Origin of the sequence: Streptomyces sp. 150FB (genome assembly GCF_000818195.1) — a bacterium.
Classification (GTDB): Bacteria; Actinomycetota; Actinomycetes; order Streptomycetales; family Streptomycetaceae; genus Streptomyces.
Map to the genome: position 1 here is coordinate 240,953 of NZ_JTHL01000001.1, position 15,927 is coordinate 256,879.

8 protein-coding genes and 1 pseudogene are annotated in these 15,927 nt (G+C 71.3%); 2 read left to right on the forward strand and 7 right to left on the reverse strand.

The annotated features are described in order from the left end of the window. Positions 1 to 122: 122 nt before the first annotated feature. Both QR77_RS00865 and QR77_RS00870 read right to left on the reverse strand, forming a co-directional pair. A complete protein-coding gene (locus QR77_RS00865) occupies positions 123 to 815 on the reverse strand; it encodes a DJ-1/PfpI family protein (RefSeq protein ID WP_063797980.1) in 693 nt (230 codons plus the stop codon). Between the two features lie 222 nt (positions 816 to 1,037). Next, positions 1,038 to 9,308: a type I polyketide synthase gene (locus QR77_RS00870; protein ID WP_052488431.1), complete on the reverse strand. Its 8,271-nt coding sequence runs from the start codon at positions 9,306 to 9,308 to the stop codon at positions 1,038 to 1,040. A gap of 128 nt (positions 9,309 to 9,436) precedes the next feature. Between QR77_RS00870 and QR77_RS00875 the strand changes: the two are divergent. Further along, positions 9,437 to 9,906: pseudogene (locus tag QR77_RS00875) on the forward strand (M15 family metallopeptidase); the annotation flags it as partial. A 24-nt stretch (positions 9,907 to 9,930) separates the two neighbouring features. Here the strand turns inward: QR77_RS00875 and QR77_RS00880 are convergent. The 4 genes from QR77_RS00880 to QR77_RS00895 all read right to left on the reverse strand — a co-directional run bounded on the left by QR77_RS00880 (position 9,931) and on the right by QR77_RS00895 (position 13,451). After that, positions 9,931 to 10,197: a hypothetical protein gene (locus QR77_RS00880; protein WP_040019201.1), complete on the reverse strand. Its 267-nt coding sequence runs from the start codon at positions 10,195 to 10,197 to the stop codon at positions 9,931 to 9,933. Between the two features lie 75 nt (positions 10,198 to 10,272). Next, positions 10,273 to 11,280 (reverse strand): LLM class flavin-dependent oxidoreductase, encoded by a 1,008-nt coding sequence (locus QR77_RS00885; RefSeq protein WP_040027044.1) that lies wholly within the window; start codon positions 11,278 to 11,280, stop codon positions 10,273 to 10,275. A gap of 97 nt (positions 11,281 to 11,377) precedes the next feature. Beyond that, positions 11,378 to 12,472 carry a DUF475 domain-containing protein gene (locus tag QR77_RS00890; RefSeq protein WP_040019203.1) on the reverse strand — a complete coding sequence of 365 codons (1,095 nt, stop codon included), beginning with the start codon at positions 12,470 to 12,472 and terminating at the stop codon, positions 11,378 to 11,380. A 151-nt stretch (positions 12,473 to 12,623) separates the two neighbouring features. Next, complete coding sequence (locus QR77_RS00895; protein WP_040019204.1) at positions 12,624 to 13,451, reverse strand: aldo/keto reductase; 828 nt, start codon at positions 13,449 to 13,451, stop codon at positions 12,624 to 12,626. 150 nt (positions 13,452 to 13,601) lie between these two features. Between QR77_RS00895 and sthA the strand changes: the two genes are divergently transcribed. Next, the gene (gene sthA, locus QR77_RS00900; RefSeq protein ID WP_040019205.1) at positions 13,602 to 15,005 is read left to right on the forward strand and encodes a Si-specific NAD(P)(+) transhydrogenase; all 1,404 of its coding nucleotides are present in this window, start codon (positions 13,602 to 13,604) and stop codon (positions 15,003 to 15,005) included. A 116-nt stretch (positions 15,006 to 15,121) separates the two neighbouring features. On the opposite strand, the gene QR77_RS00905 is transcribed toward sthA, so the two are convergent. After that, complete coding sequence (locus tag QR77_RS00905; protein WP_236711035.1) at positions 15,122 to 15,844, reverse strand: serine hydrolase; 723 nt, start codon at positions 15,842 to 15,844, stop codon at positions 15,122 to 15,124. Positions 15,845 to 15,927: the final 83 nt, after the last annotated feature.

Genomic DNA, 15,927 nt, shown 5'->3' on the forward strand with positions numbered 1-15,927 from the left:
GGCCCGCGAGGCGCGAAACGGCCGCCGCCGCCGCGGGACGAAGCCCCGTACGCCCGCCCCGGGTCGTGATGCTTTCGGGGCGGGCCGGGGAGTGGCGTTCAGGCAGTGGGGAGTAGTGACGTTCAGACGGTGACGCCCGGCCGGCGGACCCGGCCGAGTGCGGAGCGGTAGCCGGCGGTCAGCTCGGCGTAGGCGTCCAGCGATTCCTTGGTCATCGCGGGGCCCGCCAGCGCCGGGCTGCCCGTGCCGAACGGTGTGTGTGGCGCGTACTCCATGTCCAGCTCGGCGCGCTTGGCGACCTCCACCCCGCGCAGCTCGGCCAGCACCATGAGCGCGGCCTCGTAGGATCCGCTGGCGGGCCCGGCCGTCCAGATGTTCCCGTCGCGTACGACCTCGCCGCCCTCGACGGGGGTGGCGCCGACCTCGGGCAGGAGATCCATGACGTGGAAGTTCGTCGTGGCACGCCGGCCCTCCAGCAGACCTGCGGCTCCGGCCAGGATGGCGCCGCCGCACACGGCGATGACGTGCTTGGCCCTGCGCGCCGCCTTGCCGAAGAACTCCACGACCTCGGGGTCGCCGAGCACGTCGGGCATGATCGCGCCGACCGCCAGGACGTCGAGCCGGTCCGGGCAGTCGGCGAAGGTCGTGGTCGGCACGGTCGGGAAAACGGGGAATCCGGTGACGGGTTCCAGGTCCTTCCACAGCAGGTGAATGGTGGCTCCGGGCTGGATGCCGAGAACGGTCTGGGGCCCGACGATGTCGCAGAGCATGTAGCCCGGCGAGACGAGGATTCCGATGGTGAGTGGCTCTGACATGGTGACCTCCGGGTGAGTTGGGACGGCCGCTCAGGAGCAGAGGTGCTTGCCGGTGACCGTCGAAAGGTGGTCACCGGAGCACCATCAGCTCAACTGTAAGCCATCCTGATACCGAGGACCGCTTGTCTCCCGATCAGCTCGCGGAGGCCTCCCGGCGGAGGCCGGAAGAGCTGTCGCAGTGGGAGAAGACGTAGCTGGCGAAGGGCAGTTGGCCGGTCCGGGTCAGCGGTCCGCGAGCCACTCGTGTACCGCGAGAGCGGTCGTACGGGCGTAGCCCTCCAGTACGGTGAAGTGGTCGCCGGGCACGGTGACTTCGGAGTGCGGGAGGCTCCAGGCCTCCGGTGGCTCGATGCCGGGCAGTGCGTCCCTGGCCCGTACGTGGAGGGTGGGAGCCGAGAGGGCCGCCGGTTCCCAGCCGGCGTACAGCTCCAGATAGCCCGCCATCGCGGTGAGCCTGTCGGCCTCGACCGAGTCGAACTGGGCCGCCTTGTCGAGCATTCCGGCCGTCATCGCCGAGAGCGCGGGCCCGTCGCCGTGGCGGCTCCCGTCCTCGCGGCTCCCGTCGTCGCAGGGGAAGGTGTCGACCAGGACCACGGCCGCCGGGCGGACGCCCGCGCTCTCCAGGTGGCCGGCCACCGCGTGGGCCACCCAGCCGCCTGCCGAGCGCCCCAGCAGGACGAACGGCTCGTCACCCGCGCAGGCGAGAACCGCGGCCGCCTGCACCGACACAAAGGCGTCGAGCGTGGCCGGCAGCGGCTCCCCCGGGAGGAACCCCGGATGCTGCACCACCGAGACGGGCCGCAGGCCTTGGAGGTCCAGTCCGAAGCGGGTGTACTCATGGGGGCCGGAGAGCGCGCTGAGCGCCGGGAAGCAGATCAGCCGGGGCCCGGGGCCTCCCTCCGCGATCGTCACGGCCCTGGCCGGTGTGCCGAAGGCCTGGGGACTTTCGAAGACTTGGCGGAAGCGGGAGGCCATCGTCAGCAGTGCCATGCCCTCCCACGCCTTGCCGAGCGCGCACGCCGTACGGAAGAGAGCGGACAGCGAGTCGCCGGCCTGCCCGGGCGCCAACGGGGCGTGTTGCGGGGCCTGTTCGGATACCTGTACGGGAATTTCCGCCGAGCCGCCGGGCGTTCCTGGGGCTTCCCGGGACCACAGCTCCTCCAGATGCTCGGCGACCGCACGCGGGGTGGGGTAGTCGAAGAGGAGTGTGGTGGGCAGGGACAGCCCCGTCACGGTCGCGAGGCGGTTGCGCAGCTCGACCGCCGCCAGCGAGTCGAGGCCCAACTCGGCCAGCGGGCGGTCCGGTTCGATCGCCGCCTGTCCCCCGGTGTGGCCGAGCGACGCGGCGGCCTCGGTCCGTACCTCCGCCAGCAGGAGCCCAACGCGCGCCTCGGCGGGTGCGGCGGCGAGCCGTCGACGCGGGCTGTCGTCACCGTCGGGCTCGTCGGCCGCCGCTGCGATCCGCCGGACGGACTCACGGCCCGGTACGCGCGACAGCGGCGCACCCGGCGCCGCCGCGGCGCCGAAGGCGGCATGGTCAAGACGGGCCGCGACCAGGACCGCGTCCGGACCGCCGATCGCGGTGTCGAAGAGCGCGAGGCCCTCCTCGGCGGTCAGCGGGACGAATCCGGCGCGTGCCATGCGGCGCAGGTCCGCGGTCCGCAGATCGGCGGTCATGCCGCCGCTCTGCTGCCACGGTCCCCAGGCCATCGAAGTGCCGGAAAGGCCGAGGTCCCGGCGGTGCCGCGCCAGGGCGTCCAGTACGGAGTTCGCCGCCGCGTAGTTGCCCTGGCCGCCGGAGCCGAACACACCGGCCACCGAGGAGAACAGCGCGAAGACCGCCAGGTCGAGGTCCCTGGTCAGCTCGTGCAGAGCGAGTGCCGCGTCCGCCTTCGGCCGCAGCACACGGTCCAGCCGTTCCGGTGTGAGCGCCGGGATCACACCGTCGTCCAGCACACCGGCGGTGTGCACCACTCCGGTCAGTGGGTGCGCTTCCGGCACGCCCGCCAGCAGCGCCACGAGTGCGGTGCGGTCGGCCACATCGCACGCCGCCACCGTCACCTGCGCACCCAACTCGGCGAGTTCCAAGCACAGTTCGGCGGTGCCGGGCGCGGCGGCGCCGCGTCGTCCGGCGAGGAGCAGATGACGGACACCGTGTGTGACGACAAGGTGGCGGGCGAACAGCACGCCCAGGGAGCCGGAGCCTCCGGTGATCAGGACGGTGCCCTCGGGGTTCAGCCGACGACGGGTGTCCTCATCTGCCGGGGCGACGGGAGCGGGAGCGCGGACCAGCGCGGGAACGTACGCGACACCCTTCCGTACCGCCGTCTGCGGCTCACCGCTCGCCACGACGTGCGTCAACACCTGCCGGGACGCGGGATGTTCGTCCATGTCGATGAGGGCGAAGCGGCCCGGGTTCTCCGTCTGCGCGGAGCGGACCAGTCCCCAGACCGGGGCGTACGCGAGAGCGGCTGTGTTCTCGGCGGTGCCATTGCCGGTGCGTGCGTCCGCGTCCGTCGCTGTGACGATCGCGCCCGAGGTGACGATGACCAGCCGCGAGTCCGCGAGGCTTTCCTCCTTGAGCCAGTCCTGTACGAGCTTCAGGGCCCAGGTGGCCGTGCGGTGCGCCGCCGAGGCGATGTCCGAACCGTCCGTCGCCTCGCTGACCGGCGGACCGGTGGCGACAACGACGGCCGGTGCGGCGGCGCCCGCCGAGGCCGGATCCGCGTACACCGTCGACCGGACGCCGGGCGGCGGGATCAGCTCACGCAGCCGTGGGTCCACCTCGCCCAGGACTCCCCAGACGGGCTGTCCTCCGGCAGCCGGGGACAGCGGATCGGGCAGACGCGTCCAGTCCAGGCGGAACAAGCAGTCGCCGTGCGCGCGGGCAGCCCTCAACTGCTCGCGAGGCAGGGGCCGTAGAGCAAGGGACCGTACGGTGGCGACCAGGCCCCCTGCCTCGTCCGTCAGCTCCAGCGCGGCCCGGCTCTCCCCCGTCGGCGACATCCTTACCCGCAGCCGCCGAGCGCGCGAGGCATGAAGACGCACACCGCTCCAGGCGAACGGCAGGGAAACCGCCGGGTCGCCGGTGTTGTCCGACGCGGCTCCGCCGAGTGTCATGGTGTGCAGTGCGGCGTCCAGGAGGGCGGGGTGCAGGCCGAACAGGCCGGCGTTGGCGTGCTCCTCCCTGGGCAGCGCGACCTCGGCGAAGATGTCGTCGCCGAGGCGCCAGGCGGCTCGCAGGCCTTGGAAGGCCGGTCCGTAATGGAGTCCGCCGCGCGCGAGACGGTCGTACAGACCGTCGGTCCCTGTGTCGGTGTCGGTGTCCTCACCGAGCGGCAGTGCGACGGCACCCGCCGGAGGCCAGACGTTCGGCGTCACCGCGCCGGAAGATCCGGGCCGCGCGGGCAGCTCCTCTGAGCTAAGGACGCCGGAGGCGTGCATGGTCCACGGTCCGTCGTACGCGGACGCGTGTGGCCGGCTGTGGAACACCACGGCCCGTCGGCCCCTCCCGTCCGGGCCCGCCACCTTCACCTGTACTTCGAGGCTTTCGTCCACGGGCAGCGACAGCGGTGCGGTCAGGGTGAGTTCGTCGAGTGTGCCCGCTCCCACCCGGTCGCCGGCGTGGATCGCCAGGTCGACGAACGCCGTCGCCGGCAGGAGCACGGTGCCCATCACCGTATGGTCGGCCAGCCACGGCTGGTCACGCACGGACAGCAGGCCGCTCAGCAGCAGACCGCCGTCGTCCGCCGTGGAGGTGACGGATCGCAGGAACGGGTGGCGCGCGGCATCCGGCGTCGCCCCGGCGGGCGCCTCCGGTCGTGTGTCGGCGTCCAGCCAGTACCGCCGGCGCTGGAACGCGTACGTGGGCAGTGCCGTACGCCGTGCTCCGCGCCCGGCGAAGACCTCTCTCCAGCCGACGGTCACACCGTGCGCGTGGAGTGCCCCCACAGTGGTGAGCAGAGCGTCGGCCTCGGGCCGGGACCCGCGCAGTGTCGGAACCAGCAGAGGTGCGCGGGTGTCGGAAGCGGCGAGGTCGGTGCCTGTATCAGGGGTGCCGGTGTCGGCGAGGCAGTCCTGTGCCATGCCCGTGAGCACACCGTCCGGGCCGAGTTCCACGTAGTGTGTCGCGCCCCGCTGCTTCAGGTACCCCACCGTGTCGGCGAAACGGACCGGCCTGCGTACATGGTCCACCCAGTGGCCGGGCGAACACACCTCGCCGGCCGTGGCCGGCCGGCCCTCCACCGCGGTCACCAGCGGAATCCGTGGCGCGGCGTACGAGAGCCCCTCCGCCACCACCGCGAACTCGGCGAGCATGGGTTCCATACGCGTCGAGTGGAAGGCGTGGCTCACCCTCAACCGCCTTGTCGCACAGCCGCGTTCGTGCCACTGTGCCGCGATGTCCAGGACGGCCGCCTCGTCGCCCGAGACAACGACCGCCCGGGGACCGTTCACTGCCGCGATGCCCACTTCCCGCTCTCTGCCCGCCAGGGACTCGGCGATCTCGTCCTCGCCGGCCCGTACGGAGACCATGGCGCCCCCCGCGGGCAGCGCGCCCATCAGAGCGCCCCGGGCGGCGATCAAGGTGCAGGCGTCCGGCAGCGACAGCACCCCGGCGGCGTGCGCCGCCGCGATCTCGCCGACGGAGTGTCCCGCCACCAGGTCCGGGTGTACACCCCAGGACTCCAGCAGCCGGAACAGGGCGACTTCGAGAGTGAAGAGCGCCGGCTGAGCGAACTCCGTGGTGTGCAGGAGGGCCCCCGCCTCCGATTCCTCAGCGGCGAACACCACGTCCCGAAGCGGTCGCGGCAGCAGCGGGTCCAGCAGCGCGCAACTCTCGTCGAAGGAACGGGCGTACGCGGGGTGGGTCTCGTACAGTTCGCGGCCCATGCCGGCTCGCTGGCTGCCCTGGCCGGTGAAGAGGAAAACGACCGGGCCCCGCTGCCGGGGCACGCCCGTGATCACTCCCGGACGGTGTCGGCCGTCGGCCAACGCATCGAGGGAGGCGAGCAGTTCGTCCCGGTCACCTGCCACCACCACCGCGCGGTGCTCGAAGGCGGTACGGGTGGTGGCCAGGGAGAAGCCGGTGTCCGGCAGGCTCGCCCCGGGGTGCGCCGCCACCTCCTCGTACAGCCGGCGCGCCTGCGCCCGGAGCCCGGCGGCACTTCTGGCGGAGACCGGGAACGGTACAGCGGCCACCGGGGCGTCCCGCGTGGTCGTGGCGCTGTCCTCCCAGGCGGCGGGGGTGACCGTACCGAACGCGAACCCGGAATCCTCCGCGGGTGCCTGTTCCAGCACCAGGTGCGCGTTGGTGCCACTGATCCCGAAGGAGGACACGCCCGCCCGGCGCGGCCGGCCGGTCCTGGGCCACGGCAGCTCCTTGGTCAGCAGTGACACCGCTCCCGCCGACCAGTCCACCCGTGGTGTCGGCTCGTCGGCGTGCAGCGTACGGGGCAGCACCCCGTGTGCCATCGCCTGGACCATCTTCATCACGGCGGCCATACCGGCGGCGGCCTGCGTATGCCCGATGTTCGACTTGACCGAGCCCAGCCACAGCGGCGTTTCGGGCGACCTGTTCTGTCCGTAGACGGCGAGGAACGCCTCCGCCTCGATGACATCGCCCAGTTGGGTGCCGGTGCCGTGCGCCTCGATCGCGTCGATGTCCTCCGGTGTCAGCCGGGCATCGGCCAGCGCCTGCCGGATGACCCGCTGCTGCGCCGGGCCGTGCGGCGCCGTCAGCCCGTTGCTCGCGCCGTCCTGGTTCACCGCCGAGCCGCGCAGTACGGCCAGTACCGGGTATCCGGCCCGGCGCGCCTCCGACAGCCGGCTCACCAGCAGCATTCCCGCGCCCTCGGCCCATCCGGTGCCGTCCGCCGTAGCGCCGAACGCCTTGCACCGGCCGTCGGGGGCCAGCGCGCGCTGTCTGCTGAACTCGACGAAGGAGTTGGGCCCCGACATCACCGTGACACCACCGGCCAGTGCGAGGGAGCACTCGCCCCTGCGCAGCGCCTGGGCCGCGAGGTGCAGCGCGACCAGCGACGACGAGCACGCCGTGTCGACGGTGATCGCCGGACCCTCCAGGCCCAGGGTGTACGCGATACGGCCGGAGGCGACGCTGCCCGCGTTGCCGATGCCGAGGTAGCCCTCCACATGCTCGGGCGTGACCGCGAGACGGCCGGCGTAGTCGCTGTACATGAGCCCCGCGTAGACGCCTGTCGGTGTTCCGCGCAGGGTGCCGGGGTCGATCCCCGCACGCTCCACGGCCTCCCAGGCCACTTCGAGGAGCAGCCGGTGCTGGGGGTCCATCGCGGGCGCCTCGCGCGGCGAGATACCGAAGAACTCCGGGTCGAAGCGATCCACACCGGAGAGGAAGCCGCCCTCGCTTACGTAGGTCTTCCCGGCCCGCCCGGGATCGGGGTCGAACAGCCCGTCCAGGTCCCAGCCCCGGTCGGTGGGGAACGGTGTGATCGCGTCGACTCCGTCGGCGACCAACCGCCACAGGTCCTCGGGGGACTCCACACCGCCGGGAAACCGGCACGCCATCCCGACGATCACCACGGGGTCGTCGTCGGGTCCCGGCTCTCGCCGTTGGGCGGGCGCCGCACCCGTCGGCTCTCCGGCGAACCGCGCCCGGAGGTGCGCTGCCAGCTCGGCCGGGGTGGGGTGATCGAAGGCCGCTGCCTCGGACAGCGGAAGACCGGTCGCCGCCGACAGGCGGTCGCGCAGCGTTGTCGAGGTCAGCGAGTCCAGGCCCAGGTCCCGGAAGGCGAGATCCGGCTCCACCTCGTCGGCGGCGCAGCCGAGTACGGCGGCGACCTCGGCCCGTACGAGAGCCAGCAGATCCGCTTCGCCGTAGCCGACCTGCGGTCTGTCCGGCGCCTCCAGGAGCGTCGACGGCTCGTCGGCGAGCGCGTACCGCTTGGTCTTCCCGGAGGCGGTACGCGGGATCGCGGCCACCTCGTAGAGGTCGGCGGGCACCTTGAACGACGACAGGTGTTCCCGGCAGGCGGCGAGGAGGCGTGTGCGGTCGAGCGATCCGGGCCTCTCCGGGACCAGGTAGGCGACCGGCACTTCGCCGAGTACGTCGTCGGGCCGGCCGACCACGGCGGCGTCCGCGATCCCCGGCAGGGGCAGCAGGACCGCCTCCACCTCGGAGGGGTGGATGTTCTCCCCGGCGCGGATGATCAGTTCGCTGGCGCGGCCGGTGAGGGTGATGTCGCCGGAGGCGTCGATCCTGGCCAGGTCGCCGGTGCGGTACCAGCCGTCGCGCAGGACAGCTTCGGTGTCGTCGGGCCGGTTGTGGTAGCCGACCATGACACCGGGGCCGGCGACCCACAACTCGCCCTCCCCCGTGGCCGTGCCGTCTCCGCTGCCCGTGCCGTCTCCGCTGCCCGTGCCGTCGCCGCTGTCCGTGCCGTCGCCGATGCGTGCCCGGGTGCCGGGCACCACCCGGCCGCACGAGCCGGGCGCCTTGGCGGTCCCCGGCGCCGTCATCGTGACGGCGCCCGCCTCCGTACTGCCGTAGTGCTCCAGGAACGGGACCCGGCAGATCTCCTCGAAGGACCGCTGGAACGCGGGCGTCGCCGCTGCGCCCCCGCTGATGCAGCCACGCAGGGCCGGGGCCCTGAGCCCTTCGCCGCGTACGGCGTCCAGGAGCTTGCCGTACGTCGTCGGCACCCCGGCGAGCAGCGTGCACGGGTCGTCCGTCCGGCGCAGTTCGCCGAGCACGCCCTCGACGGAGAAGCGCGGCAGGATCACCGCGCCGGCACCGATCGCCGTCACCCCGACGAGGCACAGGATCTGCCCCATGGCGTGGTGGAGCGGGAGCGACCAGAGCAGCCGGTCGTCGGCCGACATGCCGAGGACGGAGTGAAAGCCGGACGCCACTGTCGACAGGCGGTTGCGCTGGGTGGAGAGCACGCCCTTGGGCGCGCCGGTGGAGCCGGAGGTGTAGAGCAGCCACGCGACCTCGTCGAGCCCGAGGTCGTCCGGGGCTGGCACGGGCGGTTCGGTGCCGGTCAGGTCCTCGTAGCCGACGGTACGGGCCGTACGGACCACGCCGGCGGTCCCGGTCCCGGTGTCCTCCACCAGAACGACGGTCACGGGACGACGCCGTTCCGGCAGCAGCAGCCCCAGTTGGGCCAGGTGGTCCGCGTCGGTGAAGACGACCCGGGCCCCGCTGTCGTCCAGCATGTGGGCCAACTCGGCGTCGGTGCTCCGGGGATCCACCGGCACGCCGACCGCGCCCGCCCTGGTGACCGCGAGCAGGCTCTCCACCGCTTCGACACGATTGCCGAGAAGGACGGCCGCACGCTCGCCGTGCCGCAGACCGAGCCCGGTCAGATGGCCGGCGAGCCGCCCTGTCCGGAGTTCCAGTTCACGGTACGTCACACGGGAACGGCGGTCCTGGAACGCGGTCTTGGCGCCGAGGGACCGGGCGTTCTCCGTAAGCAGCTCGGGGAGGGGTCTGATCAGGTCTGTGCGTGGGATCACCGGGCTGAACTCTTCCTCTGAACAGTGGGAGTTGATGGTGACACGGCGCAGGACCGAATCCGGCGGATTACGGCCCCCGGCGCGGCCCTTGAGGGATCATGCTCCCCATGAGGGAGATCGTGCTGCAACTCCTGCCGGGCGGACTGCGGTTGCTGTTCGTGGAGGGGTACCGGCCGCCTTCGCTGCGACGGCGCTATGTCGAGGAGTACGAGGCGAGCCTGCGCGCCGGTCACCCCGACTGGTCCGGCGAGCGGATCCACTCGATGGCGAGCCGCTACGTCTCCCCGCCCGGCATCGCTCCGCACAGCGCGGGGCGGCCGTCGACCTGACGCTCGCCGACGCCGACGGGCGCGAGCTGGACCTCGGAACCCGGATGAACGCCGACCCGGAGGAGAGCGCGGGGGCCTGCTGCACCGACGCCGGGAACATCAGCGCCGACGCGCGCGGGAACCGGACCGTGCTTGGTGCGGCGCTGACCGCGGCGGGGCCGGTGAACTACCCCACCGAGTGGTGGCACTGGTCCTTCGGGGACCGCTACTGGGCGCTGGCCACCGGTGCTGCGTACGCGCCGTACGGGCCGCACGAGCCGGCGGGCTGAGAAGCCCAGGGCCCGCGGCTCCGGTCAGGGGGTGTCGCAGTCCCAGTCCCAGTGCGCCGGATCGTCGGCCCGCGGCACGTACACGGCGTGGCCGCCCGGTCCGTACGCGCCTATCTCCGTGACCAGTCCCGCCCCCTCCCGCAACTGCCGCGCCGTCCACCCGGTGACGTCGAGCAGCAGTCCGTCCAGCGGCCCGCCGACCAGCTCCCGGTAGACATGGCCCTGCTGGGGGCCCGGGTCGGGGTCGTCGTGGTCGGCGCCGTACACACGCCGTCGCATCAGCTCATCCATACCGGCAGGATCCCATCCGCCACTGACAATCCCCGTCCCGCGCCGCGTCGAGTGGAGTGACTCGGCTGACCTGGCTCACTCGGGCGCTTCGAGGCCGAGGAGCGCGGCGAGCCTGCGGTACGAGTCGTCCATCGCTTCCCTGTCGTACGTACTCGTCGTCACCAGGAACTCGTCCGCCTCGGCGCGGGCCAGCAACTTGCCGAGCCCGTCGGCCACTTCGTCCTCCGTGCCGTACAAGTGCCCCCGCTGCGCCTCTTCGAAGAGCGTGCGCTCCCGCTCGGTCATCCGCAGGGCGCGGATGGACTCGACCGAGGCGAGCGCGGGGAACTCTCCGCGCGTACGGGAGTACGCGCTCGCCCACGCCTCCGGCAGCAGCAGGTCGTGCGCCTCCTCCGTGGTCGCCCCGACCATGACGGTGCCCGACAGCATCACGTAGGGCCGCTCGCCCCAGGCGGAGGGGCGGAAGTCGCGCCGGTACCCGTCGATCGCGCGCAGCATCGCGTCCTCACCGCGCACGGCCGCGATGACCAGCGGCAGTCCGGCCTCCGCCGCGACCCCGGCGCCCTTGCCGGTGGCGAGGACGAAGGCGGGGATCCGCAAGCCTTCGGCCGGGTGGGCGTGGACCTGGAGGTGTGCCGATCCGGTGGCGGTGAAGTAACCGAGGAGTTCGGTGAGTTGGCCGGGGAAGTCCTCGGCGTCCTGCTTGTCCCTGCCGAGGGCCTTGCGAATGCCGCCGGTGAAGCCGACCGACCGTCCGAGGCCCATGTCGACGCGGCCCGGGAAGAGTGATTCCAGCACGCCGAACTGCTCGGCCACGACGATTGGTTGGTGGTTGGGCAGCATCACACCGCCGGTTCCCACCCGGATCGTCGACGTGGCGGCGGCGACGGCCGCCGCCAGTACGGTGGGCGCCGATCCGGCGACGCCCGGCACGCCGTGGTGTTCGGACACCCAGAAGCGGTGGTAGCCGAACGCCTCGGCGCGGCGCGCGAACCGTACGGTGTCGCGCAGCGCCGAAGGGCCGTCCTGCCCCTGCCGGGTGCGGGAGCGGTCAAGCACGGAGAACGGCACGTTCGCTGCGATGCTCACACTCTCTCCAACAACACGGCCGTACGAAGATTCCCCCGGCCGGGCCACGCCGGAACCGGGGCCATGGCAGGAGCCGGGGCCATGGCCGGGCTCAGCCGTCCGCCTCCGCCGCGAGCTTGTTGCGGCGGACCGAGGACCACAAGGACCAGCCGATCAGCACGACGCCGACCAGCCCGGTGATCAGCTCGCTGATCTGGTACTGGATGGTGATGAGCAGGATCAGGGCCAGCGCGCCGATGGCGTAGTGGGCGCCGTGCTCCAGGTAGACGTAGTCGTCCAGCGTGCCCTTGCGGACCAGGTAGACCGTGAGGGACCTGACGTACATCGCGCCGATCCCGAGGCCCAGTGCCAGCAGCACGATGTCGTTGGTGATCGCGAAGGCTCCGATGACCCCGTCGAAGGAGAACGAGGCGTCCAGGACCTCCAGGTAGAGGAACATGAAGAACGCGGCCTTGCCGGTGAGGGCGACCGCCGAGCCCGCCCCGCCGGGCCTGTCGGGGTTCTCGGCCTCGCGTTCCTCCTCTTCCTCCAGGCGGTTCTCGAAGAAGCTGGAGAGACCGCCGACGATCAGGTACGTGATGAGCCCGGCGACGCCGGCCGTGAGCACCGTCTCCGCCTTGTCGACGTGGGCACCGCTGTGCTGGTGGGCGTGGGTGGCGACGGTTCCCGCCGCGATGAGCAGGACGACCAGCGCGACGATGACCGCGAGCATGTCGACCTTGCCGATCCTCGCCAGCGGGCGTTCCAGCCAGCCCTGCCACTTGATCTCCCGGTCCTCGAAGATGAAGTTCAGGAAGATCATCAGCAGGAACATGCCGCCGAAGGCGGCGATCGAGGGGTGCGCGTCGGTCACGAGCTGCTGGTAGCGGTCCTTGTCGTCCACCGCCAACTGGACGGCCTTCACCGGGCTGATCTTGGCTGTGACCGCCACGATCAGGATGGGGAAGATGAGCCGCATACCGAACACGGCGATCAGCACGCCGATGGTGAGGAAGATCTTCTGCCAGAAGGCGCTCATCTTCTTCAGGATTCCGGCGTTGATCACCGCGTTGTCGAAGGAGAGCGAGACTTCGAGCACCGCGAGGATGGCGACGACCCCCAGCGCGGCCCATCCGTCGTAGAGGATCCCGGCGGCGAGGCCGAGAACGGTGACGGCGAACGCCCACCTGAAGGTCTTCAGAATCACTTACTGCCCCATCATGGTTCTGTTGTTCAAGCACGCCGAGCGTGCTTTCCGCTGTTCCGGCGTGCTTCCGCCGTCCCGGTCGTGGAGTGCCCGCCGGAACCACTACAACGTAAGGGATCGCCGGTGCCGAGGGCTCACCGCATCACCGTTGTCAGCCGTTGTACCGGTCCGGGTCGAAGCCGGTCCGGTCGTTGCGGTTCAGGGCGGTGATCTCGGCCATGTCCTCCTCCGACAGCTCGAAGTCGAACAGCGCGAAATTCTCCTCGACCCGCTCGCGGGTGACCGACTTCGGGAAGACGATGTCGCCGCGCTGCACGTGCCAGCGCAGCGTCACCTGCGCGGGCGTGCGGCCGAGCCGCTCGGCGATCCCCGTGACAACCGGGTCGTCGAGCACCTTGCCCTTGGCGATCGGCGCCCACGCCTCGGTGGCGATGCCGTGCTCCGCGTTGAAGGCCCGTACGTCGTCCTGGGTGAAGTAGGGGTGGATCTCGATCTGGTTCACGGCCGGCACGATCACGCTCTTCTCCCCCAGGCGCCGCAGATGGTGCGGCTGGAAGTTGGAGACCCCGATCGCCTTGACCCGCCCGGACCGGTACATCTCCTCCATCGCGGCCCATGTCTCGGAGAAGTCGCCCACGCCAGGCAGCGGCCAGTGGATGAGGAAGAGGTCCAGGTAGCCGAGTCCCACGTCGTCGAGGGTCCGGTCGAAGGCCCGCAGCGCGTCGTCGTACGCGTGGGCGCTGTCGGCGAGCTTGCTCGTGACGAAGACCTCGTCCCGGTCGACACCGGAGTCACGGACCGCCTGGCCGACCTCCTTCTCGTTGCCGTACCCCTCCGCCGTGTCGATATGGCGGTAGCCGGCCTCCAGGGCGACGAGCGTCGCCGCCCTGGTCTGCTTCGGGGGGATCTGGAACGTTCCGAAGCCGAGCTGCGGGATCGTGACGCCGTTGTTGAGGGTGATGGCGGGTACTGCGGTCATGGTGGTCTCTCCCGGTGTTCCAGTTTCCTGTGGATGTACCGATGACTGCTCCGGGTATCCACTCTGGTGTCAGAGGCCCGCAGGCGCAGCACGGGCATGTGAGGCCCGCCCGCTCTTCCGGGGACGGCGGGCGGCTGACAGACTCCTCCCGTGCCCGACTTCGACATGCTTGTCATCGGATCAGGACCCGGCGGCCAGAAGGCCGCGATCGCCGCCGCCAAGCTCGGCCGCAGGGTCGCCGTCATCGACCGGCCCGACATGGTCGGTGGCGTCTCCATCCACACCGGAACCGTTCCCTCCAAGACGCTGCGCGAGGCGGTGCTCTATCTCACCGGACTCACGCAGCGGGATCTCTACGGCCAGAACTACCGGCTCAAGGAAGAGATCACCGTCGCCGACCTCACGGCCCGCACCCAGCATGTGGTCAACCTGGAAGTCGACGTCATCCGCAATCAGCTCTCCCGGAACCAGGTCACGCTGCTCGCGGGCACCGGACGGTTCGCCGACGAGCACACCGTCGCCGTACGGGACGCGTCCGGCCAGGACCGGCTGCTGACCGCCGAGCACATCGTCATAGCCACCGGCACCCGTCCGGCGCGCCCGGCGAGCGTCGAGTTCGACGACCGTACGGTCATGGACTCCGACAGCGTCATCAACATGGAGAAGGTCCCCCGCTCCATGGTCATCGTGGGCGCCGGGGTGATCGGCATGGAGTACGCGTCGATGTTCGCCGCCCTCGGCAGCAAGATCACGGTGGTCGAACAGCGCGACGGCATGCTGGACTTCTGCGATGCCGAGGTGGTCGAGGCGCTCAAGTACCGGCTGCGCGACCTGGCGGTGACGTTCCGCTTCGGGGAGACGGTCGCCGCCGTCGAGCGGCACGAGCGCGGAACCCTGACCGTGCTGGAGAGCGGGAAGAAGATCGCGGCGGAAGCGGTGATGTACTCGGCGGGACGGCAGGGTCTGACCGACGAACTGGACCTGGACAAGGCCGGGCTCTCCGCCGACAAGCGCGGCAGGATCACGGTCGACGACCATTACCGTACGGCCGTGCCGCACATCTACGCCGTCGGCGACGTCATCGGCTTCCCGGCGCTGGCGGCGACCTCGATGGAACAGGGGCGCGCCGCCGCGTACCACGCGTGCGGCGAGCCGGTGAACGCGATGCACCACCTCCAGCCGATCGGCATCTACACCATCCCCGAGATCAGCTTCATCGGCAGGACCGAGGATCAGCTCACGGACGAGAAGGTGCCGTTCGAGGTCGGGGTCTCGCGCTACCGGGAGCTGGCCAGGGGCCAGATCATCGGGGACGCGCACGGCATGCTGAAGCTGCTGGTGTCGCCGGAGGACCGGCGGCTGCTGGGGGTGCACTGCTTCGGTACGGGCGCCACTGAGCTGATCCACATCGGCCAGTCCGTGATGGGCTGCGGCGGCACCGTCGACTATCTGGTGGACGCGGTGTTCAACTACCCGACGCTCGCGGAGTCCTACAAGGTGGCCGCGCTCGACGTGACGAACAAGATCCGGCAGATCGACCGGATGGACGACTGAGGGAGCGGGGGCGGCAGGGGGGGGCGCGGGGGCTCCGGGGGCGGTCGTCACACCGGGGTCTTCACCAGGGCAGGGGTCTTCACCAGGGCAGGGATCTTCAGCAAGGCAGGGGGTCCTCACGTTCCGGTGCGCAGGGCCGCCACCGCGGCCTTCGCCGCCTTCTCCACCAGGGTGATCCCCGAGCTCATGCTCTTGTTGCCGTCCGAGACCACCGCCAGCAGATAGGTGTGGCCGTCCGCCGTGACCCGGCCGATGCTGTTGATGTCCCAGAGGCCGGTCCTGCTGCGTGGCAGCCAGCCGTTCTTCAGGCCCGCCGCCTTGCCGGCCGCCGACACACCCCAGTCCTGGTCGGCCGATATCCCGCCCATCAGCCCGCGTATGTACGTACGCGAGGCCGCGTTCAGGGCGGAGTGGCCCGAGTGGCCGTCGCCGAACACGGCGCCCAGCAGGACGAGCTGGTCCCCGGCGGTGGTCTGGGTGAGCCCCCAGTGTCCGCCGGTGCCCGCCGTGGTCGCGTCCAGTCCGAGCCTGCGGTTCGCGGCGTCGAGGCCGGGCGCTCCGCCGATCACGCCCCACAGCGCGTCGGCCGACGCGTTGTCGCTGACATGGATCATGGAGGTCGCGTAGGACTTCTCCGACGAGGTGAGGGAGCGGTGCTGGTCCTGCGCGTGCAGCAGCACCGCCGCCAGGATGTCGACCTTGGCGATGCTCGCCGTGTCGTACGTCCGGCCGGCCGGCACCCCGTACCGCGCCCCGCGTCCGTCGCCGGTGTCGAGGACCGCGACCGACACCGACGCCGTACCGGCCTTGTCGATCGAGGCGATCTTCCCGGCCAGGATGCCGTTCGGGTTCGGCGCCGTCCGTACGGACCGCCGGGTGGTCCGCTGGGCGGGCACCGCGCCGGAAGCGGGCGCGGCCGCCT

Excerpts from the sequence above, each read along its gene's own strand:
- QR77_RS00895 (WP_040019204.1), bottom strand. The coding sequence starts at position 13,451 with ATGACCGCAGTACCCGCCATCACCCTCAACAACGGCGTCACGATCCCG.
- QR77_RS00865 (WP_063797980.1), bottom strand. The coding sequence starts at position 815 with ATGTCAGAGCCACTCACCATCGGAATCCTCGTCTCGCCGGGCTACATG.
- QR77_RS00880 (WP_040019201.1), bottom strand. The coding sequence starts at position 10,197 with ATGGATGAGCTGATGCGACGGCGTGTGTACGGCGCCGACCACGACGAC.